The following is a 26,907-nucleotide window of genomic DNA, read 5'->3' as shown; positions in this document are numbered from 1 at the left end:
AGGCCAAGATGCCGTGGCGGCAGGATCGTGGCGGTACGCGCACATCAATGAAGGAGACTGTCGTGTCGGCGAACAGCTTCGACGCCCGCAGCACGCTGCAGGTGGGCGACGAGTCGTACGAGATCTTCCGGCTGGACAAGGTGGAGGGCTCGGCCCGCCTTCCGTACAGCCTCAAGGTCCTGCTGGAGAACCTGCTCCGCACCGAGGACGGCGCGAACATCACCGCCGACCACATCCGTGCCCTCGGTGGATGGGACTCGCAGGCCCAGCCCAGCCAGGAGATCCAGTTCACGCCGGCCCGCGTGATCATGCAGGACTTCACCGGCGTTCCCTGCGTGGTGGACCTCGCGACCATGCGTGAGGCCGTGAAGGAGCTGGGCGGCGACCCGGCGAAGATCAACCCGCTGGCGCCGGCCGAGCTGGTCATCGACCACTCCGTCATCGCCGACAAGTTCGGCACCAACGACGCCTTCAAGCAGAACGTCGACCTGGAGTACGGCCGCAACAAGGAGCGCTACCAGTTCCTGCGCTGGGGCCAGACCGCCTTCGACGAGTTCAAGGTCGTCCCGCCCGGCACCGGCATCGTCCACCAGGTGAACATCGAGCACCTGGCCCGTGTCGTCATGGTCCGCGAGGGCAAGGCCTACCCGGACACCCTGGTCGGCACCGACTCGCACACCACCATGGTCAACGGCCTCGGCGTGCTCGGCTGGGGCGTCGGCGGCATCGAGGCCGAGGCCGCCATGCTCGGCCAGCCGGTCTCCATGCTGATCCCGCGCGTAGTCGGCTTCAAGCTCACCGGCGAGCTCACCCCCGGCACCACCGCCACCGACCTCGTCCTCACGATCACCGAGATGCTGCGCAAGCACGGCGTCGTCGGCAAGTTCGTCGAGTTCTACGGCGAGGGGGTCGCCGCCACCTCGCTGGCCAACCGCGCCACCATCGGCAACATGTCGCCGGAGTTCGGCTCCACCGCCGCGATCTTCCCGATCGACGACGAGACCATCAACTACATGCGGCTCACCGGCCGCAGCGAGCAGCAGCTCGCACTGGTCGAGGCGTACGCCAAGGAGCAGGGCCTCTGGCTGGACCCGAAGGCCGAGCCGGACTTCTCCGAGAAGCTGGAGCTCGACCTGTCGACGGTCGTGCCGTCCATCGCCGGCCCGAAGCGCCCGCAGGACCGCATCGTCCTCGCCGAGGCCGCCCAGCAGTTCGCCAAGGACGTCCTCAACTACGTCGAGGCCCCGGTCGCGCAGCAGCCCGGCGCCTCCGCATCCCCGGTCGACGAGGCGAGCGCCGAGTCCTTCCCGGCCTCCGACGCCCCGGCCTACGGCAGCCAGGAGAACGGTGCCGGCGCGCCGCAGCACGCCGACGGCACCGGTGCGGCCGTTCCGTCGAACCCGGTCACCGTCACCGCCCCCGACGGCTCGACCTACGAGATCGACCACGGTGCGGTGACGGTCGCGGCCATCACCTCCTGCACCAACACCTCCAACCCGTACGTCATGGTCGCCGCCGCCCTGGTGGCCAAGAAGGCGGTGGAGAAGGGCCTGACCCGCAAGCCGTGGGTCAAGACCACCCTCGCCCCGGGCTCCAAGGTTGTCACCGACTACTTCGAGAAGGCGGGCCTGACCCCGTACCTCGACAAGGTCGGCTTCAACCTCGTCGGCTACGGCTGCACCACCTGCATCGGCAACTCCGGCCCGCTGCCGGAGGAGGTCTCCAAGGCCGTCAACGACCACGACCTCGCGGTCACGTCGGTTCTCTCCGGCAACCGGAACTTCGAGGGCCGCATCAACCCCGACGTCAAGATGAACTACCTGGCGTCGCCGCCGCTGGTCGTCGCGTACGCCCTCGCCGGCTCCATGAAGGTGGACATCACCAAGGACGCCCTGGGCACCGACCAGGACGGCAACCCGGTCTTCCTCAAGGACATCTGGCCGACCGAGGCCGAGGTCAACGAGGTCGTCGCCAGCGCCATCGGCGAGGACATGTTCGCCAAGTCCTACGCGGACGTCTTCGCGGGTGACGCCCAGTGGCAGGCGCTGCCGATCCCCACCGGCAACACCTTCGAGTGGGACGCCGAGTCGACCTACGTGCGCAAGCCCCCGTACTTCGAGGGCATGACGATGGAGACCACCCCGGTCTCGGACATCTCCGGCGCCCGGGTGCTCGCCAAGCTCGGCGACTCGGTCACCACCGACCACATCTCCCCGGCCGGCGCCATCAAGGCCGACACCCCGGCCGGCAAGTACCTCACCGAGCACGGTGTGGAGCGTCGCGACTTCAACAGCTACGGCTCCCGCCGCGGCAACCACGAGGTCATGATCCGCGGCACGTTCGCCAACATCCGCCTGCGCAACCAGATCGCGCCGGGCACCGAGGGCGGCTACACCCGCGACTTCACCCAGGCGGACGCGCCGGTGTCGTTCATCTACGACGCCTCGCAGAACTACCAGGCCGCCGGCATCCCGCTGGTCGTCCTGGCCGGCAAGGAGTACGGCTCCGGCTCGTCCCGCGACTGGGCCGCCAAGGGCACCGCGCTCCTCGGCGTCAAGGCCGTGATCGCCGAGTCGTACGAGCGCATCCACCGCTCGAACCTCATCGGCATGGGCGTCCTGCCGCTGCAGTTCCCCGAGGGCCAGTCCGCCGAGTCCCTCGGCCTCACCGGTGAGGAGACCTTCGACTTCACCGGCGTCGAGGAGCTCAACAACGGCACCACCCCGCGCACGGTGAAGGTCACCACCGACACCGGCGTCGAGTTCGACGCGGTCGTCCGCATCGACACTCCCGGCGAGGCGGACTACTACCGCAACGGCGGCATCATGCAGTACGTGCTGCGCAGCCTGATCCGCAAGTAAGCGGACGCCGACGGCAGTTCGAGGGCCGCGTTCCCGGGTGACCGGGGGCGCGGCCCGCGCCGTTCACGGCCGGACATCGCCGGTGCTCCGGCCGGCTCACCATCGCCGGGGCGGCCGTCGGAGCCGCCGGGCCGGCGGTCGCCGGGTGTGCCTGTGCGTGGTGGTAGGGCGTCAGCTGCGTCCCCTCGGCCCCGTCGCTGTCACCGTCGCCGAGGTGGACCCGGTGGCGCTGGCCGTCGAGGCGGTGTGGGAGGCCCGGACCACGGGGCCCGGTGTGCCGTGGTGGGCGTCAGCTGCGTCAGCTGCGTCCCCTCGGCCTCGTCGCTGTCACCGTCGCCGAGGTGGACCCGGTGGCGCTGGCCGTCGAGGCGGTGTGGGAGGCCCGGACACGGACCGGGACCGCACCTGGCGGCTGGCGCTCCCCGTCACCGCCCCCGGCGCGTCCGCACTGGTCACCGGCGGCGCACCGGGCCTGTGCAAGTCCGTGACGAACTTCCTCGTGACCTGCCGCGGAACGGGACCGTCCTCGCCCAGCGGGGCGCCGGGGCTCTCCGAGCGGTGCCGCGGGACGGCCGGGTCACTCGCCGCGGTACTTCGCCGCCGCGGCTTGGGCGAGGTCCTGCGACTTCTCGAGGGCCGCGTCTACCGACTGCTGCCCGGCGATGGCCGCGGCGATCTGCTCGGAGACCGCCGTACCCAGCACGGCGAACTCGGGGATGCCCAGGAAGCCGATGCCGTCGTAGGGCCGGGGGGCGACGCCGGGGTCCTTCGGGTCGGCGGAGTCCGTCGCGGCGCTGTACTCCTGCCGGTACCAGGCGCCGGCCGCCTGCCGGTACTCGGGCTTCTCGTAGAGCGACTTGCGGTTCCCGGCGGGCGCCGAGGTCCAGCCGACCTCCTCGCCGACCAGCTCCTGGAACTCCTTGGAGGAGGCCCAGGAGATGAACTCCCAGGCGGCGTCCTTGTTCTCGGCCGCCTGCTGGATGCCCCAGGCCCAGGTCCACAGCCAGCCCGCCTTGTCGGTCCGTTCGTGCGGGGCCTGGACGTAGCCCACCTTGCCCTTGACCGAGGAGTTGTCGGCCTCGACCGACGAGGCCAGCGAAGTGGCGTCGTACATCATGGCGCACTTGCCCTCGACGAAACGGTCCAGGATCTCCAGCACGCCCATCCGTTCGGCGCCGGGCTGGCCGTGGGTGCGGAGCAGGTCGACGTAGAACCTGACGGCCTGCCTGAACTCCGGTGCGGTCAGGCGGGCGTTCCAGTCCATGTCGTACCAGGTGCCGCCGAAGGTGTTGACGACCGTGTTGATCGGAGCGAGGTTCTGGCCCCAGCCGGGCAGGCCGCGCAGGCAGATGCCGCTCGCGCCCTCGGCCCCGTCGACCCGGGCGGCGAGGTCCGCGACCTGCCTCCAGGTCGGGTTCGGCGGCATGGTCAGCCCGTCCTTGCGGAACAGGTCCTTGCGGTACATCAGGAAGGAGCCCTCGCCGTAGAAGGGCTCGGCGTAGAGCCTGCCGTCCTCCCCGGTCAGCGAGGACGCCAGGTTCGGGAAGATGTCGCCCTGGTCGAAGTCCTCGTCCGCCCTCACATAGGAGTCCAGCGGGGCGAGCCAGCCGTTGTCCGCATAGATCGGTACCTCGTACGCGCTGACGCTCGCCACGTCGTAGTGTCCGGCCTGGGTCGCGAACTCGCGGTTCATCTTCTCCCGCGCCTCGTTCTCCGGCAGGACCGTGTAGTCGACGGTGATGCCGGTCTCCGCCGTGAAGTGCTTCCTGGTGAGCTTCTTGAGGGTCTGCACCTGCGGCACGTCCGTCGCGAGCACCCTGAGTTCGGCCTGCCCCCCGCCACCGGGCAGGTCGGCGTCACCGCACCCGGCGAGGGCCAGGCCGGCGGCGGCCGTGGCGGCCACGGCCGCCATCGTGAGGCGGCTGCGTTTCATGGCACTCCCGCCCCTACCCACCTTTTTCGTTTGTTAGGCATTTCGTAAGAAACATGACAATGGGAGCATGTCCGGCAGGCCGTGCCTCACGGTCGGCCGCGTCCGGCCTCGGCCCGCCGCGACAGCGCGTCGGCCGCCACGGCGGCCAGCAGCACCCCACCCGTGATCATGAACTGCACGGCGTCCTGGACCCCCAGCAGCCCCATGCCCGAGGCGATCGACTGGATGACCACTACACCGAGCAGCACCGACCAGGGCGAACCCCGCCCGCCGAACAGACTGGTCCCGCCGATGACGGCCGCCGCGATCGCGTTGATCAGCAACATCCCGGAGCCGGCGGCCCGCGCCGTCGTGGGGCTGGCCGAGGTCAGCCCCGACGCCACGAACAGCCCGCCGACCGCGGCCAGCGTCCCCGACACCATGAACATCGCGACCCGCACCCGCTCCACCCCGATGCCGGCCCGGCGCGCCGCCTCGACCCCGCCGCCGAGCGCGTAGACCCGCCGCCCGTGGCGGGTGCGGCGCAGCACGTAGTCCGAGACGACCAGGACCACCAGGAAGATCAGCAGCGCCAGCGGCAGTCCCTGGAACCGGTTGAGGGTGTGGGCCGCGGCGAAGGCGATCACGGCGAGCAGACCGGTGCGCAGCCCGACCTCCCCCGCGGGCCGGTAGGGCATCCCGGCCGCCCGGTAGCGGCTCCGCCGGCGGCGGGCGGCCAGGAAGTACCCGGCCGTGCCGAGTGCCGCGACCGCGTACGCCGCCAGGTCGTCGCCGAAGTGCCGGCTGGTCAAGGAGGCGACCAGGCCCTCCTCGTCGATGTTGATCGTGCCGCTCGCCCCCAGCAGGTAGAGCGTCAGGCCGTTCCAGATCAGCAGCCCGGCCAGCGTCACCACGAACGCGGGCACGCCGAGCCAGGCGAAGAAGAACCCGTGGAAGGCGCCCACGGCCGTCCCCGCGGCCACCGCCACGATCACCGCGAGCCACTCCGGCACCCCGTGGTTGACGTTCAGCACGGCGAAGGCGGCCCCCGCGAGCCCGCTGACGGAACCCACCGACAGATCGATCTCGCGGATCAGCAGGACGAACACGATGCCGACGGCGACCAGGCCGGTCCCGACGATGTCCACGCTGAGGTTGGACAGGTTGCGCGGTGAGAGGAACTTGTCGTCCAGGCTCTGGAAGACGATCCAGATCACGAGCAGCCCCGCGATGACCAGGAGCGGTCCCCGCTCGCCGTCCCGCACCATGCCGAGGATCTCCCGGACACGCTCCCGCAGGCTCGCCCGCCGGCCGCGGGCGCGCTGCTCGCCGCCGGTGGTGACCGGCCCGGCACTGCCCGGCCGGGCCGGTCCGCCGTCGCCGCTCACGGCCAGGCCTCCTCGTCCCCCTTCGTGCGATGGGCCACCGCGTTGTCCGCCGCCCCCGTGACGGAGGAGATGATCTGCTCCTGGGTCACCGTGCTCACGTCGAACAGGCCGTTGTTACGGCCCAGCCGCAGTACGGCCACCCGGTCCGCGACGGCCTTGATGTCACCCATGTTGTGACTGATGAGGATGATCGCCATACCCCGGTCGCGCACCTCCTCGATCAGGTCGAGCAGATGGCTGGTCTGCTCCACGCCCAGGGCGGCGGTGGGTTCGTCGAGCAGCAGCACCTTGGGGGCGCCCATGAGCGAGCGGGAGATCGCGACGGCCTGCCGCTGCCCGGCCGACAGCGCGGCGACCGGCATCCGCACGTCGGGGATGCGGATCGACAGGGCGCGCATCAGGTCACGGGCACGGCGCTCCATCTCGACCTCGTCGAGGATGCCCACCCGGTCGATCTCGCGGCCGAGGAACAGGTTGCCCACGACGTCCAGGTTGTCGCACATGGCGAGGTCCTGGTAAACGGTCGCGATGCCCAGGGCGTGGGCGTCGTGCGGGCGTTTGATCTGCACCGGCCGGCCCTCCCACTCGATGACGCCCCGGTCGGCGGGGCTGACCCCGGAGATGACCTTGACCAGGGTGGACTTGCCGGCCCCGTTGTCGCCCGCCAGGGCCACCACCTCACCGGCGCGGACCTTCAGGTCGACGTCCACGAGGGCCTGGACGCCCCCGAACCGCTTGGTGATGCCGCGCAACACCAGTACGGGTGGATGGACCACGCGGAACCACCTCGCTCACCGGGTGAGCCCGGCCCGGTCGCAGGCCGGGCGGAGCTTCGGGGTGCAGATCTGACCCAGCGTGTAGACACCGTCCCGGACGAGCGTGGGGACGATCGTCTCGCGCGTCACGGCCGTCGGGGTGAGCAGGAGCGCCGGGACGTCCTCGTTCGTGGGGCTGTCCACCGTCGTCGTGACCAGGGCGTCGAGGTCGCCGTCACGCGCCAGGGCGACGGCCATCGCGGACGCCGCCTCGGTCTCCCGCCGGAACGGTTTGTAGACGGTCATGTACTGCTCGCCCTTGACGATGCGCTGCACGGCGTCGAGGTCGGCGTCCTGCCCGGTGACCGGGGGCAGTGGCGAGACCCGGGCGCTCTTGAGCGCCGAGACGACACCGGCGGCGATGGAGTCGTTGGCCGCGAGCACCCCGTCGATCCGGCCCGGGCCGAGGGAGCTGATCGCGGCGGACATGTGATCGTGCGCGTTCTCCGTGCGCCACCCGAGGGTGCTGTACGACTTCAGGAGCCGCACCTCGCCCCGGAGGACGGACCGGGCTCCGCCCTCGTACCAGGCGGCGTTGGGGCTGGACGGATCCCCGTTCATCATGACGACACCGCCACCGTCGGCCTTGGCGCCCATGCCCTCGAGGAGTGAGCGGCCCTGGAGCCGGCCGACCTGGGCGCCGTCGAAACTGACGAACCCCGAGACCGGGCCCTCGGCGAGCCGGTCGTAGGCGAGGACCGGGATGCCCTCGCGCCGGGCCGCCCGGACCGAGGAGCGCAGTGCCTTGGGGTCGACGACGTCCAGGATCAGGGCCGCGACGCCCCGGGTGATCATGGATTTCATCTGCTGCCGCTGGCTCGCCGCGTCGTTCTCGGCGTTGGCGTACACGACCGTGCAGTCCGGGCACAGCTCCTTGATCCGCTTCTCGATCAAGGGCCTGTCGGACTTCTCCCAGCGGGGCACGGCCCGGCTCGGCAGCAGCAGTCCGATGGTCAGGCCACCCCCGCTCTCACCGCCGCCGTCGGAACAACCGGCCAAGGACACGGCGAGGACGACCGCCAGCAGCCACGCGGCACCACGTCGGCTGAAACCACGCATCAGGGACCTCCTCGGTCGGGCCGAGCCTGGCGTGGGGGTGGCTCTCCGGCCGGAGTTCCACGCCGGCCGGGGTCCGGGTGCGGGTTGCGTTCCCCCCGGTCGGGGTCGTGATCTGTCCCGGGTGTGGCGGGGGCGCCGTCGCGGTCTGTGGTCGGGTTGCTGTCGCGTTCGGTGGGGGCGGCGTCGGCCTTGCGGTTCGTGGCGGGGTCGGCCTTGCGGTTCGTGGCGGGGTCGGCCTTGTGGTTCGTGGCGGGGTCGGCCTTGTGGTTCGTGGCAGGGTCGGCCTTGTGGTTCGTGGCAGGGTCGCTCTCGCGGTCCGCGGTCCGGTCGTCGCGGTCCGGGCCCTGCTCGCGCCCTCTGCGCCGGTCGCGGTTGCGGCCCAGGCCCCAGGTGCGGTCACGGCCCAGGCCCCACACGCGGCCCGGCCTTCGATCCTCCTCCGGCGCGGTCTCCGGTTCCGGCTCCGGCTCCTCGCCGGGTTCCGCATCCGGGTCCGGGCGGGTGACGACGATCTCGCTCCATACCTGCTTGCCGCCGCCCACCGGCACCGAGCCCCAGGCCGCCGACACGGCCTCGACCAGGAAGAGCCCCCGGCCGCCCGTCGACTCCCAGTCCACGACCACAGGCTTGGCCGGCGCCCGGGGCGAGGAGTCGCTCACGGTCACCCGCAGCCGGTCCGCCGCCAGGGTCAGTTCCACCCGGACCGCGCCCTGTGTGTGCACCAGCGCGTTGGTGACCAGCTCCGACACGACCAGGAGCACGGTGTCGGCCTCGGTCGTGATGCCCCACGAACGCAGCGTGCGCGCACTGAACCGGCGTGCGTGCATCACCGCGTCCGGCAGCCGCCACACCACCCAGCCCGCCCGCACCGGCCGTACCCGCATCCCGTCGTAGCGCAGCAGCAGCACCGCCACGTCGTCCTCACGGCGCCCGGCCTCGCCGAGCAGCGCGTCGGCCATCCGCCCCGGGTCCACGGGATCGGCCGCGGCGAGCGCCTGACGTACGAGCCGCATCCCCTCGTCCACATGCAGATCCGCCGATTCGACCAGGCCGTCCGTCACCAGCGTGAGCACCGAGCCCGGGGCCAGCGCCAGCGCCGTCAGCGGGAACTCCGCGTCCGCGAGGACGCCCAGCGGGAGTCCGCCCTCGACCGCGATCTCCGCGGTGCCGCCGTCGGGGTGCCGCACCAGCGGGGCCAGATGCCCGGCCCGCACGAACAGCGCGTTGCCCTCCTCCATGTCCAGCTCGACATAACAGCAGGTGGCGAAGAGGTCGGTCTCCATGCCGACGAGCAGCCGGTTGGCGTGCGCGACGACCACGTCCGGCGGATGCCCCTCCACGGCGTAGGCCCGGACCGCCGTACGCATCTGGCCCATGATCGTCGCGGCCCCGGCGCTGTGCCCCTGCACATCCCCGATGACCAGGGCCACCTTGTTCTCCGACAACGCGATCACGTCGTACCAGTCGCCGCCCACCTGGAGCCCGCGGCGGGCGGGCAGATAGCGGGCCACGGCGATGCCCCCGGGCAGTCGGGGGAGCCGGCGCGGCAGCAGGCTGCGCTGGAGCATCGTCGCGAGCTCCTGCTCGGCGTCGTAGGCGTGCGCGCGTTTGAGGGCCTGCCCGACCAGCCCGGCCGTCGCGGTCAGCAGAGCACGTTCCTCGGGGGCGAACTCGTGCGGGGTGTCCCAGCCGACCAGGCACACCCCGGCCACCCTTCGCTTGGCCGGCAGCGGCAGCACGGCCAGCCCCCCGGGGCCGATCCCCGCGAGCCCGGGTTCCAGCACGGAACCCGCCGGCCACAGGCTCATCCGCCCGTCCCGCAGCGCCGCCTGGAGCGTGGGCAAGGCGGTGACCGGCGCGTCGGGCCACTCCGACCGCCACTCGCGCCGCCACAGCTCCGGCCACGCACCGGCACCCGGCGGATCGAGCACGGTGACCGCCAGCCGGTCCTCCAGCAGCTCGGCGAGCGCCACCCGGTCGGCACCGAGCGGCTCGCGCAGCGCGGCGACCACCACACGGCTGACGTCCCGGACGGTCGTGGCGTCGTCCAACGCCGCCGTCAGCCACTGGATCCGGGCCACGTCGCTGGCGCTGCGGCGCAGCACCGGCGCCGCCGTCACCACGCCCAGCACTCGCTCCGGGGCACCCTCGGGCCCCTTCAGCACCCGACAGCTCAGGCGCAGCCAGCACAGCTCACCGGTGGGACGGCGGATACGGAACTCCAGCTCACGGCGGCCCGGCGTCTGCGCGGACGGTTCGATGACCGACATCAGGGCGGGGACGTCCTCCGGGACGCTGCAGGAGAGCAGGGTGTCGGTCTTGCAGTCGAAGCCGCCCTCGGGGATGCCGACGAGTTCGAGCAGGGCGGAGTCCGTCTCCACCAGTCCGGTGCCGGGCGACAGGGCGAAGGAACCGACCCCCATGGCGCGCAGGGCCGGATCCAGCACGGGTGAGGGGGCCGACCGGTCGGCCTCGCCCCGCAGCCGCTCGGCGACGGCCTCGGCATACCGCTCGAGGAACTCCCGCTGCTCGGTCCCGAATCCCTCCCCGGCCTCTCCCACGACGAGGAGACAGCCCAGCCACCCGCCGCCGGCCCCCAGCGGCAGCGCCCCGAGCGGGACGGAGGCGGCCGTGCCTTCCTCCCGGCCGACGGGCAGCGCAGCGGCGCGCCACACCGGCCGCCCCCGCAGATAGGCCTCGGCGACGGGCGGGCCACCGTCGCCCGGGCCCGGCGGGCCCGGGGGCGCCGGGACGGGGGCATCGCGGGGGGCGGAGGAGCGCGTACGGTCCGGAGCGAGCTTCGAGCCCGGCCCGGGAGAAGGGCCCGGCCCTGAGCCGGGAGACCCCTTCGCAGGAATGGTGACCACCCGCCCCGGCACCTGGTAAGGCTGCTCGGACCCGGCCCCCGCCACCTCCGCCAGCCGGAGTTCCGTGCCGTCCTCGCACCGCACGTACACCGCTGCCCGGGCCACCCCGGCGAATGCCAGCACGCGCGTCCGCGCGGCGAGCTCCGGCGTGGGACGGGACGGACCGGTGTCCCCGTTTCCCGGCCCCCGAAGGCCCGGGACCGCGGCCCGGGCATCGCCGTAATGGGGCATGTTCCGCATCCACCTCCCGTCCATGCCGCAGCCACCGGCAGGTGGGAGTCCCCGGAACTCAGGTGACGACGACGCGGGCACGGGACCGGCGGCGCGACGTCGCGCCTCCCATGGCGGTTCCACGCCGCACATGAGCGGCAGGGCACCCTCCAACAGAATCGCATACCTGGATAATCGCGACATATGGGGCGAAGTGCCGGTTTCGATCGACGGTGCCCGGTGGGTTCCGGTGACGCGCGGCGCCTGCGGCCCACGTGGTGCCCCATGTCGTCCGGAACCCGCTGCGATCTCGATCGACGGTGCCCGGTGGGTTCCGGTGACGCGCGGCGCCTGCGGCCCACGTGGTGCCCCATGTCGTCCGGAACCCGCTGCGATCGGCGTCCCGATTCGGCCGATCGCCACGGGCGGCTCGGCACGCCCGCGGGGTCCACCGCCTGCGACGGCCCGGGCGTGGTGCCCCGTGTCGTCCGGAATCCGCTGCGATCTCACGATCATGACAGCACCACCCGTTCGTGGGGGTGCGGGCCTGCGGATGTGTGGGCATGGATGCGCGGGGTGGGAGCGCTCGAGGGTGGGTTCCGGTCCACCGATATGGGAGCGCTCCCACCTCGCCTGTTGCGGAAGGTAGCGCCAGTCGGCCCGGTTGTCTACGGCCGGCGCATCGGGTCCTGGTCCGCACGTCGCGACGAGGGCCGGTGCCCCCGGCGTTCTCGCCGTCCGAACGCCCGGGCCGGCGTGCCGGTGATGCCGCCGTCGTGCGAGCGGCGCGCCGCCGCCGGCTCCGTCGGAGGTGGTGGCGCGCGGGCGCGGCGGCGCCTCGCAGGAATCGGCCGCACAACAGAAACTTGCGGCGGTTCAAACGCGGTTGGCTCCTGGTGATTACCGGCTTCGACGTGGATCCAACCCGGCACAGGCGCCCCGTCCGACTCTCGCCCTCCCCATTGACAGCGCTTTCTGCTGCCCCTAAGTTGCCGCGAAGTTACCGGTAAAGAGCTCGAAAGTTTCGGTTCCGCGTCCCTGCTCACGGGAGGCCCGAGCAATGAGCACGTCCACCACCCCGGCCCCGCCGGGCACGCAGGATCCGCCTCCGGCCAGAGCCGCCCCCGGACTCGTCGGGCGGACACCCGCCCGGACCGGCTGGCGGCGGGCGCTGCGCCGCGACTGGCAGTTGTACTCGCTGGCGATCGCGCCGCTGCTGTTCTTCCTGGTGTTCCGCTATCTGCCGATGATCGGCAACGTGATCGCGTTCCGGCGCTTCGAGCCCGGCGGTTCGCTCTTCGGCGAGGAGTGGGTGGGCCTGCGCTATGTGCGGATGTTCCTCGGCGACCCCACCTTCTGGCAGGTGTTCCGCAACACCCTGTGGCTGGGCGGGCTCACGCTCGTCTTCTGCTTCCCGATCCCGATCGTGCTCGCGCTGCTGCTCAACGAGGTGCGCCGGCGTTCCCTGAAGCGGTTCGTGCAATCGGTGTCGTACCTCCCGCACTTTCTGTCGATCGTGATCGTCGCGGGCATCACGATGCAGATTCTGGCGAGCGACGGTCCCGTCAACCACGTCCTCGGCATGCTCGGCCACGAACCGGTCCGCTTCATCCAGGAACCGGAGTGGTTCCGCACGATCTACGTCGGATCGGAGATCTGGCAGACCGCCGGCTGGGGCACGATCCTCTACCTCGCCGCTCTCACCACGATCGACGAGGACCTGTACGAGGCCGCCCGGATCGACGGCGCGGGCCGCTGGCGGCAGATCTGGCACGTCACCCTGCCCGGCATCCGCCCCACCATGATCACGCTGCTGATCCTCAACGTCGGCACCTTCATGGCGGTCGGCTTCGAGAAGGTGCTGCTGCTGTACAACCCGCTGACCTATCCGACCGCCGACGTGATCTCCACCTACGTCTACCGGGCCGGTGTCGAGTCCAGCAGCTTCAGCTACGCCGCCGCCATCGGCCTGTTCGAGGCGATCATCGGCCTGGTCCTGATCACCTCCGCCAACACGCTCTCGCGCCGCACAGTGGGGACCAGCCTGTGGTGAAGCCGAGCCGTTCCTACCGGGTCTTCCAGGGCGTCAACGGCGTGGTCCTCACGCTCGTCGTGCTGGTGACCCTGTACCCCTTCGTCAACATCATCGCGAGATCCTTCAGCGGGGAGCGCCAGATCCGGGCCGGTGAGGTGAGCCTGTGGCCCAAGGGGTTCAACCTCACCACGTACAAGATCGTGTTCCAGGACTCGATGTTCTGGCGCACCTACGGCAACACCGTCTTCTACACGGTCGTGGCGACGGCCATCGCCATGGTCCTGACGACCTGTTACGCCTACGTCCTGTCCAAGCGGCACCTCAAGGGCCGCGGCGTACTCGTCGGCATCGCCGTGTTCACCATGTTCTTCACCGGCGGCCTCATCCCGAACTACATCCTGGTCTCGAGCCTCGGCCTGAAGAACAGCGTGTGGGCGATCGCCCTGCCGAACGCGATCAGCGTCTTCAACCTGCTGGTGATGAAGGCCTTCTTCGAGAACCTGCCGACGGAGCTGGAGGAGGCCGCGCAGATCGACGGTCTGAGCACCTACGGCATCCTGCTCAGGATCGTGCTGCCGCTGTCCAAGGCGGTCGTGGCGACGATGCTCCTCTTCTACTCGGTGTCCTTCTGGAACTCCTGGTTCAGCGCGTTCCTGTACATGGACCACTCCGACCTGATGCCGGTCACCGTCTATCTGCGCAACCTCATCGCCGGTTCCACCGGAGGCGGCAACGCGGGCGCGGGCACCGCGGAGCTCAGCCAGGTCGGCGCGAGCATCCAGGCGGTCACCATCGTCCTCACCGCCCTGCCGATCCTCCTCGTGTACCCCTTCGTCCAGCGCTTCTTCGTCTCGGGCGTGATGCTCGGCGCGGTCAAGGGCTGACGCCGCACCACTCCTCAACCGGTCTACGCAACAAGGGAGTTCCCGTGAAGAACACAGGGCAGCTGTCGCGGCGCCAGATCCTCGCCGTCGCCGGGTCCATCGGCCTCGCCACGGTCACCGGCTGCGGCGGCGGGGACGACGGCGGCGACGGGAAGGACCTGTCGAAGAAGCAGGACGGGGCCATGAAGAACTACCGGGCAGGGCAGCGGTTCAAGGCGGCACGGCCGCTGTCCTTCTCGGTGCTGCACAACAACAACCCGGTCTACCCGATGAAGAACGGCTGGCTGTTCTGGAAGGAGCTGACCAAGCGCACCGGTGTGACCCTCAAACCGGTCGACGTCCCGCTGGCCGACTACGAGAAGAAGCGCAGTGTCCTCATCGGCGCGGGCGACGCCCCCTTCCTGATCCCCAAGACGTACCACCCCTCCGAGGTGGCCTTCGTCTCCTCGGGCGCGATCCTCCCGGTCAGCGACTACGTGAAGCTGATGCCCAACTTCCGCGACAAGGTGCGCAAGTGGAAGCTGGAGCCCGAACTCGACTCGATCCGCCAGTCCGACGGCAGGTACTACCTGCTGCCCGGCCTGCACGAGAAGCCCAAGTCCGGCTACTCGTTGTCCTTCCGCACGGACGTCCTCGCCCGGCACGGCCTCAGCCTGCCCACCACCTGGGACGAGGTGTACGACGTCCTCAAGGCCCTCAAGGAGGAGCACCCCGGCACGTACCCCTGGACCGACCGCTGGAGCACCAACACCCCCTTCCCGTGCGGCGCCTTGTTCATGTACCTCGGCCAGGCCCACGGGGTCAAGGCGGGCTGGACGTACGACAACATCACCTTCGACGCCAAGGCGCGCAGGTTCGTCTTCAACGGGGCGACGGACGGCTACCGTCACATGATCGAGTATCTGAGGAAGGTCGTCGCCGAGAAGCTGCTGGACCCGGAGAGCTTCGCGCAACAGGACGAGCAGGCGGTGCAGAAGCTGCTGGCCGAGAAGTCCTTCGTGATCAGCGCCAATCCGCAGGAGCTGGTGCAGAACTACCGCTACAACCTGGGAAAGCAGGTCAAGGGCGCCACGATCGAGATGGTGCCGGTGCCGCTCGGCCCGGCGGGTCCCGTGGTGCTCGGCGGCACCCGGCTGGAGAACGGCGTCATGGTCTCCAGCAAGGCCCTCGAGAGCGACAACTTCGTCGCGATGATGCAGTTCCTCGACTGGCTCTGGTATTCGGACGAGGGCCAGAAGTTCTGCAAATGGGGCGTCGAGGGCGTCACCTACACCCGGTCCGGCGGCCGGTTCGAGCCGAAGCCCGGCATCTCCCTCATGGGCTCGGACCCGGATGCGCCGAAGGACCTCCAGAAGGACTACGGCTTCTTCAACGGCGTCTTCACCTACGGCGGCAGCTGGGACCTGGTCTCCTCCTCGTTCGGCCCGGACGAGAAAAAGTTCCAGGACGCCATGGCCCAGCGCGAGCAACTGCCCGTCGAACCGGCCCATCCCCTCCAGTCCTTCGAACAGGAGCAGGCGACCCTCTGGGACACCCCGCTCAAGGACCACGTCATCCAGAACACCCTCCGGTTCGTCCTCGGCAAGCGTCCGCTGTCCCAGTGGGACGACTACCTCGCCGAGCTGAAGTCGAAGAACATGCAGCAGCTCGTCGACCTGCACAACAAGGCGTACGAGCGGTACAGGAAGGAGAACGGGTGAGCCGGGCCCTCGACGCGCCCCGCGACCGGCCCGCCGTCGCCCGGCGCCACCCGGAGCCCGGCAGGGAGGTCACGGCGTGAGCACCGTACGGACCTCCGACTTCGGGACCGGCGCCCTCTCCCGGGCCTCCGCCCTCATCCACACCGTCCTCACCGTCGAGGCACTGCTGCTCCTCGCCGCCTCCCCGGGTCTGGCCGGGCTGCTCCTGCTCGGCCCCGACCCGGCGAACCTTCCCCTCGCGGCCCTGTGCCTGCTGCCCCTCGGTCCGGCCCTGTCCGCCGGGCTCTACGCCCTGCACCACCGCAGCCGCGACCTCACCGAGCTGCACCCGGCCCGGGCCTACCTGCGCGGATGGCGGCTCAACGCCGTACCGGCACTGAAACTGTGGGCACCCCTACTGGCCTGGCTGACGGTCATCGCCTTCACCCTCACGCACTTCTCCGCCACCGGCCTGCCCCGCTGGTGGGCGCTGCTGCTCGCCGTGATCGGCGCCGGCTCCCTCCTCTGGGGCGCACACGCCCTCGTCCTCACCTCGCTCTTCACCTTCCGCGCCCGCGACACCGCCCGCCTCGCCGCGTACTTCCTGTTCCGGCACGGCCACGCCACCCTCGCCGCCGCCTCCCTGCTGATTCTCACGGCCGCGTCGACGGCCCTGCTGACCGAGGCCCTGCCCGCCCTGCTGGCCGCCCCGCTGCTGCTGTCCCTGCTGCACGGCAGCCGGACCGTGATCGCCGAGACGCGGAAGGACTTCACCGCATGACGCCCAAGATCCGCTACGGCGGCGACCACAACCCCGAGCAGTGGCCGCAGGAGATCCGGGACGAGGACCACCGCCCGTTCACCCGGGCCGGCATCGACACCCTCACCGTCGGCGTCTTCACCTGGTCGCTCACCCAACCGGGCCCGGGCACCTCCGACTTCACGGCCTTGGACCGCATCCTCGACCGGGCCGCCGCCGAGGGACGCCAGGTCTGCCCGGCCACCGGCACCGCCGCCCTCCCGCCCTGACTCGCCACACGCCACCCCGAGGTCAACGGCACCGACTTCGAGGCCGCCGCCACCGCTACGGCCAGCGTCCCGCGTGGAGCCGAACCGGTCACCACCTACGGCACCGACTTCTCCGCGGGCACCCCGGCCGTGACCCGCAACCGATTCGGCTCGGGCGAGGCCTGGTAGGTCGCCACCGCCCTGGACCAGCCCGGCGTCGACCAGGTCGTACGCAGGGTCCTGGCCCGCCACGACCTGCTCGGCCCCTACGCCGGCCATCCGGTGGCGGAGACCACCACCCGGGTGGCCCCCGACGGCACCCGCCTGCTCTTCCTCCTCAACCACGCCCCGCGACCGGCCCGGCTGACCGCCCACGCCCCGGTTACCGACCTTCTGACCGGCAAGCGGGTGGACCGGGGCCGCCCCCTGGTCCTCGACCCCCTGGGCGTGGCGGTCCTTCAGTAGATCCTCCGCCCCCGCGCGTCCGGCACCCCGGACTTGCGGAGGAAGTAGCTGTTGATCTGGTCGCGCCACTCGCGGGCGCTGCGGAGCTGCTCCTCGTAGCGCTCGGCCACCCGCGCGTGGCGCCCCGGGTCGACGAGGTCCGCGAGGCCCGTCCACACCCGGTGGGCCTCCTCGACCTCCTCGACACCCTCGAAGTGCGTGTCGTAGATGTGCTGGACGACGGTCTTCCCGCTCGTGAGCACATGGCCGTAGGGCACATGGTGGAAGAACAGCAGCAGCTCGTCGGGGCAGGTCTTGGGCGACTCGTACAGCTCCGACAACGGCTTGCCGTACTGCCCGGCGAAACCCGTGCCCGTCGCACTGCGGTCGACGCCGATCCCGTCCCGGTCGGCGAAGTGGTAGGTCCCCCACGGGCTGTACTCGTACCCGTCCACGCTCGGCCCGTAGTGGTGCCCCGGCTGCACCATGAAGCCCACACCCAGGGGGGCGGTGTACTTCTCGTACGTCCGCCACGAGCCGTCGAGCACGGCGTGCAGCCCGTCGGCCAGCCGGGCGGGGGCGTCCGGGAAGCTGAGCGCGATCCACTCGTCCAGCACCGCGCGCGGCTCGGCGTCCGGCTGCCAGGCCAGCCGCCCGAAGGTGTACAGGTTGGCCTGCGCCAGCGGATGCCCCGTCCAGAACGGGTCGTCACCGGCGTTCGACACGGCGACGAGCCCGCCCCGCGCCGACGAGCCGACCGCGGACCCGGATGCGTGCCGGAATCGCAGCACCTGGCTCCACATCGGCCCCAGCCAGCACACGTGCCGCTGCTGCCCGGTGTACTCCTGGGTGGCCTGCAGCTCCACCGCCAGCCGGGTGCGCGGCATCGCCCCGATCAACGGCGAGACCGGCTCGCGCACCTGGAAGTCCATCGGCCCGTGCTTCACCTGGAGCACGGCGTTCGCCGCGAACTCGCCGTCCAGGGGCACGAAATGGTCGTACGCGGCCCGGGCCCGGTCGGTCGTCCGGTCCCGCCAGTCCTGGCGGTGGTCGTAGACGAAGGCCCGCCAGTGCACGGTGCCGCCGAACGGCTCCAGCGCCGCGGCCAGCAGGTTCGCGCCCTCGGCGTGGCTGCGGCCGTACGCGAACGGGCCCGGCTGCCCCTCCGAGTCGGCCTTCACGACGTACCCGCCGAAGTCGGGTATCGCCTCGTACACCCGCCGGGTCGCCCCGGCCCACCAGGAGCGCACGGCCTCGTCCAGCGGGTCGGCCGTGGGCAGGCCGCCGAGCGTGACCGGGGCGGCGAAGGAGACCGACAGGTGGGTGCGGATGCCGTAGGGCCGCAACGCCTCGGCGACAGCGGCCACTTCACCGATCCGGTCGGTCAGCAGACGCGCCTCGGCGGCGTGCACGTTGACGTTGTTCACGGAGAGCGCGTTGATCCCGCACGCAGCGAGCAGCCTGCCGTAGGACCGCACCCGGCCCAGTTCGCCTCGTGCCCTGCCGTCCTCCCAGAACAGGGAGCCGCCCGCGTACCCGCGCTCCACCTGGCCCATGACCGGGTGCACGGCCACGTTGTCCCAGTGGTCGAGCATGCGCAGCGCGAGGGCCGGACGACGGATCTCCCGCGCCCACGTGCCGGTGAAGGCCGCCTCACCGAGGCGCAGGACATGGAACAGCCCGTACAGCAGCCCCCGACCGCCGGAGGCGGTGACGGTCGTCGTGCCGCCCTCGCGCGCGGTGGCGAAGCCCTCGTCGCCGAGGTCGTCGGTGACGAGGCCGAGGACCAGGTCGTACGGGCCGTCGTCCGACGCGTCCCGCACGACCCGGCCCCCGAACCTCCGGCAGGCCTGAGCCACCTCCCCGTGCACCGTCTCCACCAGCTGACCCGACCCCCGGATCAGCGTCCGGCGGCCACCGATCGCCCGGAAGGCCGCCGGCGGCAGCCAGGCCGGGTCGACACCCTCGGGCAGGACAGGCACGGGAAGCGGCATGAGACCCCCAACTCACTTTGTCAGCGCAGCAGTTCGACCTCCGCCAGCGTCGCCTCGCCGTCGAGGACCAGGCGGTACTTCCCGTACGTACCCGGTGACTTCACCGAGAACGCGCGGGTCTGCCGGTCCCAGGCGAAGGATTCCCCTAAGCGCCGGTCCAGCGTCTGCCAGGTCTCGCCGTCCGAGGAGCCCTGGAGCGTCCAGCCGGCCGGTGCCTTCGTCCGGTCCGTCGACGACGTCAGCGTGTACTGGACGGCCTCGGCGCCCTCGCCGACCGGCAGGTCCACGGAGGTCACCGCCGCGTCGGTCGCCGACGTGTCGTCGAACAGGGCACCGTCGCCCTTCAGCAGGTCCGCCCGGGGCGTGGGCACCTCGTCGTCCTGGGTGATCGACACGGGCGTCGCGTCCTTGCCGGTGCCCCAGGGCGACGGCCTCGGACCCATGTCGAACTCCAGGACACCGCCCCGGGCGAGCAGCGAGTGCGGCAGCGACGTCTTCGCCCAGGTCCGGCCGTTGACCTTCAGCCCCTGCACGTAGACGTTCCTCGCGCTGTTCCGGGGCGCCTTCACCACCAGCTCGCGCCCGTTCTCCAGATGCACGGTCGCCTTCTCGAACAGCGGCGAGCCGATCGCGTACTCGCCGCTGCCCATCACCAGCGGGTAGAACCCGAGCGCGGAGAACAGGAACCAGGCCGACTGCTCGCCGTTGTCCTCGTCACCGTGGTAGCCCTGGCCGATCTCGCTGCCCGTGTACAGCCGGGACAGCACCTCGCGGACGTTCTTCTGCGTCTTCCAGGGCTGCCCGGCCGCGTCGTACATGTACAGGGCGTGGTGGGCGACCTGGTTGGAGTGCCCGTACATGCCCATCCGCACGTCCCGCGCCTCGGTCATCTCGTGGATGACACCGCCGTAGGAGCCGACGAACTCGGGGGAGGCGGTCTCGTGGGTGGACAGGTACTCGTCCAGCTTGTCGGCGAGGCCCTCGCGCCCGCCGTACAGGTTGGCCAGGCCCCGGCTGTCCTGCGGGGCGGTGAAGGCGTACCCCCACCCGTTGGTCTCGGTGTAGTCGTGGCCCCACACCCGCGGGTCGTAGGCCGAGGACTCGACCCGCCAGTCGCCCCTCGCGTTCCGGCCCTGGAAGAACCCGGCCTTCTTGTCGAAGAGGTTCACATAGTCCCGGGCGCGGTCCAGGAAGTACTCCGACTCCTCCTTGTAGCGCCGCTCGCCGGTCTCCTCGTACAGCTTCCGGCCCATGCGGGAGATGCCGTAGTCGTTGAGACAGCCCTCCAGCGCCCAGGACAGGCCTTCGTGGGTCTCGGTGCTCGTGTAGCCGAGGAAGGGTGAGGTGGCCATGCCCTTGCGGCCGACGCCCGAGTTCGGCGGGACGACCGTCGCGTTCTTCACGGCCGCCTCGTACGCCGCCTTCGCGTCGAAGCCGACTCCCTTGACGTACGCGTCCGCGAACGCCACGTCCGACGAGGTGCCGGTCATGAGGTCCGCGTAGCCGGGGGAGGACCAGCGGGAGGTCCAGCCGCCGTCCTTGTACTGCTGCACGAACCCGTCGACCAGCTCGCCCGCCTTGCCCGGCGTGAGGAGCGAGTACGCCGGCCAGGTCGTCCGGTAGGTGTCCCAGAAGCCGTTGTTGACGTACACCTTGCCGTCGACGATCTTCGCGCCGGTGTGCGTCGGGGTGTCCGGGTTCGGCATGGGGGAGAAGGGCGAGGCGTACCGGTACGTCCCGTCGACCTTCTCGAACCCGGAGTTCGGGTACAGGTAGAGCCGGTACAGGCTGGAGTAGAGCGTCGTGAGCTGGTCGGGGGTCGCGCCCTCCACCTCGACCTTGCCGAGCAGCCGGTCCCACTGCCGCTGGGCGCTCTTCTTCACCGCTTCGAAGGACCTGCCCTCGGGGATCTCCTGGCGGAGGTTCTCCTCGGCCTGGTCGATGCTGATGAGCGAGGTCGCCAGGCGCAGCGTGACGGTCCGGTCGTCGGCCTTGAAGCGCAGGTAGCCCTTGACGCCGCTGGAGTCGCCCTCGGTCACCGGCTGGTCGAACTCGCCGTAGACGAAAAGCCGGGTCGCGCCCGTCGACAGCCCGGACTTCACGTCCGAGTAGCCGGTGACGACCCCGTTCTCCTTGTCGAGCGTGAGCCCCGCCTGGTCGGTGACGTTGTCGAACAGGACGCTCGCGTCGTCGCCCGGGTAGGTGAAGCGCAGGGCCGCCGCGTGGTCCGTCGGCGCCATCTCGGCCTTCAGCCCGTTCTCGAACCGCACCCCGTAGTAGTACGGCCGCGCGGTCTCGTTCTCGTGCCGGAAGGGCAGCTCCCGCGCCTCCCGCCCGTACTCCGGGGTCCCGCCGGCGATGGACGGCATCACCTGGAAGGTCTGCCGGTCGCCCATCCAGGGACTCGGCTCATGGCTCGCGCTGAACGCCTGGATCGTCGGCAGGTTGTCCGCGTTGTTCGCCCGCGCGTAGTCGTACAGCCAGCTGAGCGAACCGGCGTTGGTCACCGGCGTCCAGAAGTTGAAGCCGTGCGGCACCGCCGTCGCCGGGAAGTTGTTGCCCCGCGAGAAGCCGCCGCTGGAGTTGGTGCCGCGGGTGGTCACCGCGTAGTCCGACAGATGCGCCTTGGGCCGCTCGGGAGCGACGGGGGCGATGCTCACGTCGTCCAGCCAGCCGCGGAACTTCGCAGGGCCCTTGGGGGAGTCGTAGGCCACCAGGATCCGGTCCACGGTCTTCCCGGCCGCGACCGATCCGATCCGCGAGGCCACGTTGTTCCACTGGTTGACGTAGAGGATCTTTGAGGCGCCCTGACCCTGCGGGGTCAGCGGGAAGCCGTGCTGGTCGGTGGCGCGCAGGCCGCTCAGGTGGGTGCCGTCGGTGAAGGCCAGGTCGACGGAGACGTTCGTCGCGTCGTAGTCGAGGTCGCCGTCGGCCATCGACGGGAAGATCCGGTACGACAGCCGCGTGTTCCGGCCGACGGCCACGTTCACGTCGAAGACCTTGTTGTACGAGTACGCCCGTCCCTCGGCGGTGTGCCGGCCGGCGTAGCGCAGCGCACGCTTGCCCGTGAACCCGGCGCCCGCCTTGGCGGTGGGGGAGCCGCTCGGTCCCCGGTCGACCAGCGAGAGCATGTCCTGCGGGACCGGCCCGTCACCGCCGCCCGTGGACAGCTGGACGTCGGCGAGCTGCAGGATGCCGCCGCCGTTGTTCCGGGTGACCTCCAGCCGGAAGTGCCGGTACTCGGCGGGCTCGGCCAGGTCGTAGGTCTTCGTCTGGAACCGCTCGGTGAAGGACTCGCCGGAGCGGGTGTCGAGCGTCGTCCACTCCTCGCCGTCGGCCGAGCCCTTCAGGGTCCAGTCCTCGGGGTCGCGTTCATCGGCGTCATTGGCCGACGTCAGTGCGTAGCGCACCAGTTTGACCGGCTTGTCCAGGTCGAACTCCACCCAGCCGGTGGGCTCGAAGGCGAGCCACTTGGTGCTCGGTTCGAGGTCGACGAGGTTCTCCTTCACCTCGCCACCGCCGGTGTTCTCGGCACTGGCCCGGACGTCGGTGACCCGGTCGGTCACCTGGCCCGGTATGCCGCTGCTGTAACCGCCGTCCACTCCCGAGGCGCGCTTGCCGCCGTCCGGGCCGGTGTCGACCGTGCTCGTCCAGTCCGGAAGCGGGTCGTCCGCCTCGAAGGAGGACGTGAACCCCTGATCGGGTCTCTCGAGGGCCGGGGGCAGTGCGACCGCAACGCCCTGTAAACTCAGGGCCAAAGCGAAGGCGGTCGCCGACACGACCGCCGAACCCCATCTGTGCCGAGCTTTCCGCTGCATCAACGGGTACCCTCCCTGCGCAGTGGACAACGTTGTCACCTTCGATGCGCAAGGACCAGTAGTTGCCCAAGCGGCGAGGAGTGTCAAGGGTGTTGCCTGTGGCGTCAGGGCGGGGTGGCCGGGATATTTCCGGCGGAGCACCCGCAGGCCGCTCATACTTCCGCGAGGTCTCAACTCGGATAAGACCCACGGCCAACCTTGCGTTCGATCTTGATCCGCTGACGGAAAGTGGACTATACCTGTCGGGCGATTCACACGATCCGCACGTCATCACCCGCACTTCCCTGCACGACCCAGCGTGACCCGATCGCGGTGCCGGAGGATCCGGTTCACCGCCTGAGTCCTGGAGAAGGCGAGGACTTGAGCATGGGATCCACTTCCGCCGAGAATCACGACACCGAAGGTGTCGGCCGCCGCGATCTGATCAAAAGGTCCGCCGCGCTCGGTCTGATCTCCGTCCCCACCATGAGCTTCCTGTCGGCCTGCGCCAGCAGCGGCGGCGACGACAGCGGGGACAAGGCCAAGGCCGGAAAGAAGACCGCGAAGAACCCGCTCGCCGTCAATGACACGGCCGGTATGGAATTCGTCCTGTTCGACGGCGGCTTCGGCAAGGAGTACGCCGAGGACGCCGTGAAGATCTACGAAAAGAACTTCCCCGAGGCCCAGGTGAAGTTCTCCGCCACCCAGAAGATCCAGTCCACCCTCCAGCCCCGCTTCAACCAGGGCACCCCGCCGGACCTCATCGACAACTCCGGCGCCGAGCAGATGGACATGGGCGTCCTGGTCGGCAAGAACCAGCTCACCGACCTCACCCCGCTGCTGGACGCACCCTCCTACGACGACCCGAACAAGAAGGTCCGCGACACGCTGCGCCCCGGCATCGTGGAGATGGGCCAGTTCGACGGCGAGAAGGTCTGGATCCTCTACTACGCCTACACGGTGTACGGCGTCTGGTACTCGCGGAAGGCCCTGGACTCGCTCGACGAGCAGTACCCCGAGACCTGGGACCAGATGCTCGCGGTCTGCGCGAAGGCCAAGAAGAAGGGCATGGCGGGCTGGACGTACGCGGGCAAATACCCGTATTACCTCCCCTTCTCGCTCTACCCGATGATCGGCAAGGTCGGCGGCCGTGAAGTCCTCGACGCGATCGACAACCTGGAGCCGAACGCCTGGAAGCACCCGGCCGTCAAGGCCTGCTTCGAGGCGTACTACGAGCTCTACAAGAAGGGCTACGTCCTCAAGGGCACCCCGGGCCTGGACCACATCCAGTCGCAGACCGCCTGGGCCGAGGGCAAGGCGCTGTTCATCCCGAACGGCTCCTGGGTGGAGAACGAGTCGGCCAACGTCATCCCGAAGGACTTCGACCTGGCCGTCTCCGCGCCCACCGGCCTCGACTCCTCCGACAAGATGCCCTTCGGCACCATCTGGGCCTCCGGCGGCGAACCCTTCATCGTCCCGGCCAAGGCGAAGAACGCCGCCGGCGGTATGGAGCAGCTGCGCATCATGCTCAGCGAGGCCTCCTCGAAGAACTTCACCGGCAAGGTGAAGTCGCTGACCGCGTACAACGGCGGCACCGACGGCGTCGCCCTCACTCCTGGTCTGAAGTCGGGTGTCGCGGCGCTGGACAAGGCCGGCGAGAACGTGGTGAATCCCCGTCTCCAGGACTGGTATGTGCAGTTGCAGAAGGAGAAGATCGGTGTGTCCGGTCTGGGCGAGATGATGGCCGGCCGCCTCACCCCGGCCGAGGCGATCAAGAAGATCCAGGCCTTCGCCGACGAGGCCGCCAAGGACGACTCCATCAAGCACTACAAGCACCAGTAACGGCACCGGAAATCGATTTCCGCAACGGCACCGGAGTGGCGATGCAGCACGGCAAGTACCGGTTCATCGTGGGCTTCCTCGCGTTGCCCCTGGGACTGTACGCGCTCTTCGTGGTCTGGCCGTTCATCCAGTCCATCTATTACTCGTTCACGGACTGGACCGGCCTGAGCCCCGAATTCAAGATGGTCGGTTTCGACAACTACCGCCGCATGCTCGATGACGACATCTTCTGGAAGTCGTTGCAGCACAGCCTGCTGTTCGCCCTCCTGCTGCCGGTGGTGACGATCGGCCTCGCGCTGTTCTTCGCCTTCATGATCAACGTGGGCGGCAGAAAGCGGAAGAACGGCCCGGTGATCACCGGTGTCCGAGGCTCCTCGTTCTACAAGATCGTCTACTTCTTCCCGCAGGTCCTCTCGATCGCCATCGTCGCGCTGCTGTTCGCGTTCGCGTACAACCCGGACAGCGGCGCGATCAACTCGCTCCTGCGCGGCCTCGGGCTCGACGACCTCCAGCCCCTGTGGCTGGGCGATCCCGACCTCGCGCTGTGGGCCGTGATGGCGGTCCTCGTCTGGTCCACGGTCGGTTTCTTCGTCGTCCTCTTCTCCGCCGGCATGGCCTCCATCCCGACGGAGATGTACGAGGCGGCGCTGCTGGACGGCGCCAACCGGGTCACCACGTTCTTCCGCGTCACCCTGCCCCTGCTGTGGGACACCGTGCAGTCGGGCTGGGTCTACATGGGCATCCTCGCCCTGGGCGCCGAGTCGTTCGCGGTCGTGCAGATCATGACGACCGGACCGGGCGGTCCCGACTACTCGACCACCGTCATGGTCCTGTACGTGTACCAGAAGGCGTTCCGTGACGGGCAGGCCGCCTACGCCACCACCATCGGTGTCGCCCTGCTCGTCGTCACGCTGGCCTTCGCCGCCGTGGTGATGCGGCTGGGCCGTCGCGAGCGGCTGGAGTACTGATCAGATGAAGACGACCGAAACCCCCGCTCCCCTCCCGGCCGAATCCGGCGCCCCCATCGCCAAGACGGACGTCCCGCCGCCCGGACCTGTGAAGGAGAAGAAAGAGGGCACGGTCCTCAACGTCTTCTCCCACGGCGTCCTGGTCGTCTGGGCGTTCATGGTGGTCATGCCGCTGCTCTGGGCGGTCATGACGTCCTTCAAGGACGACCGTTCCATCTTCAGCTCCCCGTGGTCGCTCCCGGACTCCCTGCACTTCGACAACTGGTCACGGGCGTGGACCCAGGCCAACATGAGCGACTACTTCCTCAACACCGTTCTGGTGGTGGGCGGTTCGCTCATCGGCACGCTGGTCCTCGGCTCGATGGCGGCCTACGTCCTGGCCCGTTTCGAGTTCCCGGGCAACCGCTTCGTCTACTACCTGTTCATCGGCGGCATGAGCTTCCCGATCATGCTCGCGCTGGTCCCGCTGTTCTACGTGGTGAACAACATGGGCCTGCTGAACACCATCCACGGCCTGATCCTGGTCTACATCGCCTACTCGCTGCCGTTCACGGTGTTCTTCCTGACGGCGTTCTTCCGCACGCTGCCGACGTCGATCGCCGAAGCGGCCTTCGTCGACGGCGCGTCCCACAGCCGCACGTTCTTCCAGATCATGCTGCCCATGGCCAAGCCCGGCCTGATCAGCGTCGGCATCTTCAACTTCCTGGGCCAGTGGAACCAGTACATGCTCCCCACGGTCCTCAACACCGACCCGGACAAGCGTGTCCTCACCCAGGGCCTGGTCCAGCTGGCGGTCAGCCAGGGCTACAAGGGCGACTGGTCGGGCCTCTTCGCGGGTCTGGTGATGGCGATGCTGCCGGTCCTCGCCGCGTACGTCGTCTTCCAGCGGCAGGTGGTGCAGGGGTTGACCGCGGGCGCGCTGAAGTAGCCCGGGCCCGAGCCCCAATGCCGGGTGGGTGCAGCCGGGCCGACGAGGTGCCTCCCCCAAGCTCTCGGCTCCGCTCGAGCGGGGGGACTCCCACGCCCACCCGTGCCGCCCCCAGCTGAGCGGGTGACGACCCGCAGCCGACGTCGTACGCGAGGGGACGCGTCGGGGGGGGGGGGGGGGGGGCCCCCGCGCCGGGGGGGGGGGGGGGGGGCGGGG

At 70.1% G+C, this 26,907-nt stretch carries 16 protein-coding genes and 2 pseudogenes; 11 read left to right on the top strand and 7 right to left on the bottom strand.

What is annotated here, in order from left to right:
* Positions 1 to 62: 62 nt before the first annotated feature.
* On the top strand, positions 63 to 2,861 hold the full coding sequence (locus ACIQHQ_RS10425; protein WP_402611405.1) for an aconitate hydratase: 2,799 nt from the start codon (positions 63 to 65) through the stop codon (positions 2,859 to 2,861).
* Positions 2,862 to 3,438: 577 nt separating this feature from the next.
* Here ACIQHQ_RS10425 and ACIQHQ_RS10420 read toward each other — a convergent pair.
* The 5 genes and pseudogenes from ACIQHQ_RS10420 to ACIQHQ_RS10400 all read right to left on the bottom strand — a co-directional run.
* Positions 3,439 to 4,794 carry an ABC transporter substrate-binding protein gene (locus ACIQHQ_RS10420; protein ID WP_402611404.1) on the bottom strand — a complete coding sequence of 452 codons (1,356 nt, stop codon included), beginning with the start codon at positions 4,792 to 4,794 and terminating at the stop codon, positions 3,439 to 3,441.
* An 86-nt stretch (positions 4,795 to 4,880) separates the two neighbouring features.
* On the bottom strand, positions 4,881 to 6,161 hold the full coding sequence (locus ACIQHQ_RS10415; protein WP_402611403.1) for a sugar ABC transporter permease: 1,281 nt from the start codon (positions 6,159 to 6,161) through the stop codon (positions 4,881 to 4,883).
* The gene (locus tag ACIQHQ_RS10410; RefSeq protein ID WP_402611402.1) at positions 6,158 to 6,937 is read right to left on the bottom strand and encodes an ATP-binding cassette domain-containing protein; all 780 of its coding nucleotides are present in this window, start codon (positions 6,935 to 6,937) and stop codon (positions 6,158 to 6,160) included. Before ACIQHQ_RS10410 ends, ACIQHQ_RS10415 begins: the two co-directional genes overlap by 4 nt.
* A gap of 15 nt (positions 6,938 to 6,952) precedes the next feature.
* On the bottom strand, positions 6,953 to 8,035 hold the full coding sequence (locus ACIQHQ_RS10405; RefSeq protein ID WP_402611401.1) for a sugar ABC transporter substrate-binding protein: 1,083 nt from the start codon (positions 8,033 to 8,035) through the stop codon (positions 6,953 to 6,955).
* 488 nt (positions 8,036 to 8,523) lie between these two features.
* A pseudogene (locus ACIQHQ_RS10400) lies at positions 8,524 to 10,710 on the bottom strand (SpoIIE family protein phosphatase); the annotation flags it as partial.
* Positions 10,711 to 12,172: 1,462 nt separating this feature from the next.
* Between ACIQHQ_RS10400 and ACIQHQ_RS10395 the strand changes: the two are divergent.
* From ACIQHQ_RS10395 to ACIQHQ_RS10365, 7 genes and pseudogenes are all read left to right on the top strand, one after another.
* Positions 12,173 to 13,165, top strand: a complete 993-nt coding sequence (locus ACIQHQ_RS10395) for an ABC transporter permease (RefSeq protein ID WP_402611399.1) — start codon at positions 12,173 to 12,175, stop codon at positions 13,163 to 13,165.
* Complete coding sequence (locus tag ACIQHQ_RS10390) at positions 13,159 to 14,031, top strand: carbohydrate ABC transporter permease (protein ID WP_402611398.1); 873 nt, start codon at positions 13,159 to 13,161, stop codon at positions 14,029 to 14,031. Before ACIQHQ_RS10395 ends, ACIQHQ_RS10390 begins: the two co-directional genes overlap by 7 nt.
* A gap of 44 nt (positions 14,032 to 14,075) precedes the next feature.
* Positions 14,076 to 15,731: an extracellular solute-binding protein gene (locus ACIQHQ_RS10385; protein WP_402611396.1), complete on the top strand. Its 1,656-nt coding sequence runs from the start codon at positions 14,076 to 14,078 to the stop codon at positions 15,729 to 15,731.
* Positions 15,732 to 15,807: 76 nt separating this feature from the next.
* Positions 15,808 to 16,491, top strand: a complete 684-nt coding sequence (locus ACIQHQ_RS10380) for a hypothetical protein (RefSeq protein ID WP_402611395.1) — start codon at positions 15,808 to 15,810, stop codon at positions 16,489 to 16,491.
* Positions 16,488 to 16,739, top strand: a complete 252-nt coding sequence (locus ACIQHQ_RS10375) for a beta-galactosidase (protein WP_402611394.1) — start codon at positions 16,488 to 16,490, stop codon at positions 16,737 to 16,739. Before ACIQHQ_RS10380 ends, ACIQHQ_RS10375 begins: the two co-directional genes overlap by 4 nt.
* Positions 16,740 to 16,820: 81 nt before the next feature.
* A pseudogene (locus ACIQHQ_RS10370) lies at positions 16,821 to 16,907 on the top strand (beta-galactosidase trimerization domain-containing protein); the annotation flags it as partial.
* Positions 16,908 to 17,000: 93 nt separating this feature from the next.
* Positions 17,001 to 17,183, top strand: a complete 183-nt coding sequence (locus tag ACIQHQ_RS10365; protein ID WP_402611393.1) for a Beta-galactosidase C-terminal domain — start codon at positions 17,001 to 17,003, stop codon at positions 17,181 to 17,183.
* Here the strand turns inward: ACIQHQ_RS10365 and ACIQHQ_RS10360 are convergent.
* Both ACIQHQ_RS10360 and ACIQHQ_RS10355 read right to left on the bottom strand, forming a co-directional pair.
* The gene (locus ACIQHQ_RS10360; protein ID WP_402611392.1) at positions 17,177 to 19,156 is read right to left on the bottom strand and encodes an alpha-glucuronidase; all 1,980 of its coding nucleotides are present in this window, start codon (positions 19,154 to 19,156) and stop codon (positions 17,177 to 17,179) included. The genes ACIQHQ_RS10365 and ACIQHQ_RS10360 overlap by 7 nt on opposite strands.
* 20 nt (positions 19,157 to 19,176) lie before the next feature.
* Positions 19,177 to 22,974 carry a GH92 family glycosyl hydrolase gene (locus tag ACIQHQ_RS10355; RefSeq protein ID WP_402611391.1) on the bottom strand — a complete coding sequence of 1,266 codons (3,798 nt, stop codon included), beginning with the start codon at positions 22,972 to 22,974 and terminating at the stop codon, positions 19,177 to 19,179.
* 366 nt (positions 22,975 to 23,340) lie between these two features.
* Between ACIQHQ_RS10355 and ngcE the strand changes: the two genes are divergently transcribed.
* From ngcE to ACIQHQ_RS10340, 3 genes are read left to right on the top strand one after another with little or no spacing between them, the layout of a single operon-like run.
* Positions 23,341 to 24,795: an N-acetylglucosamine/diacetylchitobiose ABC transporter substrate-binding protein gene (ngcE, locus tag ACIQHQ_RS10350; RefSeq protein ID WP_402611390.1), complete on the top strand. Its 1,455-nt coding sequence runs from the start codon at positions 23,341 to 23,343 to the stop codon at positions 24,793 to 24,795.
* A gap of 41 nt (positions 24,796 to 24,836) precedes the next feature.
* Entirely contained in the window at positions 24,837 to 25,763 is a 927-nt protein-coding gene (locus ACIQHQ_RS10345) for a carbohydrate ABC transporter permease (RefSeq protein WP_402611389.1), read from the top strand.
* 4 nt (positions 25,764 to 25,767) lie between these two features.
* Entirely contained in the window at positions 25,768 to 26,691 is a 924-nt protein-coding gene (locus tag ACIQHQ_RS10340) for a carbohydrate ABC transporter permease (protein WP_402611388.1), read from the top strand.
* The last annotated feature ends 216 nt before the right edge of the window (positions 26,692 to 26,907 follow it).

Origin of the sequence: Streptomyces sp. NPDC092370 (assembly GCF_044755265.1) — a bacterium.
Lineage (GTDB): Bacteria > Actinomycetota > Actinomycetes > Streptomycetales > Streptomycetaceae > Streptomyces.
Note: the sequence above shows the minus strand (reverse complement) of the source record. Positions and strands in the feature narration are given on the sequence as shown.

Coding starts and splice junctions, on each gene's coding strand:
- ACIQHQ_RS10420 (WP_402611404.1), bottom strand. CDS start 4,794: ATGAAACGCAGCCGCCTCACGATGGCGGCCGTGGCCGCCACGGCCGCC.
- ACIQHQ_RS10405 (WP_402611401.1), bottom strand. CDS start 8,035: ATGCGTGGTTTCAGCCGACGTGGTGCCGCGTGGCTGCTGGCGGTCGTC.
- ACIQHQ_RS10395 (WP_402611399.1), top strand. CDS start 12,173: ATGAGCACGTCCACCACCCCGGCCCCGCCGGGCACGCAGGATCCGCCT.
- ACIQHQ_RS10375 (WP_402611394.1), top strand. CDS start 16,488: ATGACGCCCAAGATCCGCTACGGCGGCGACCACAACCCCGAGCAGTGG.
- ACIQHQ_RS10360 (WP_402611392.1), bottom strand. CDS start 19,156: ATGCCGCTTCCCGTGCCTGTCCTGCCCGAGGGTGTCGACCCGGCCTGG.
- ACIQHQ_RS10355 (WP_402611391.1), bottom strand. CDS start 22,974: ATGCAGCGGAAAGCTCGGCACAGATGGGGTTCGGCGGTCGTGTCGGCG.
- ngcE (WP_402611390.1), top strand. CDS start 23,341: ATGGGATCCACTTCCGCCGAGAATCACGACACCGAAGGTGTCGGCCGC.
- ACIQHQ_RS10345 (WP_402611389.1), top strand. CDS start 24,837: ATGCAGCACGGCAAGTACCGGTTCATCGTGGGCTTCCTCGCGTTGCCC.
- ACIQHQ_RS10340 (WP_402611388.1), top strand. CDS start 25,768: ATGAAGACGACCGAAACCCCCGCTCCCCTCCCGGCCGAATCCGGCGCC.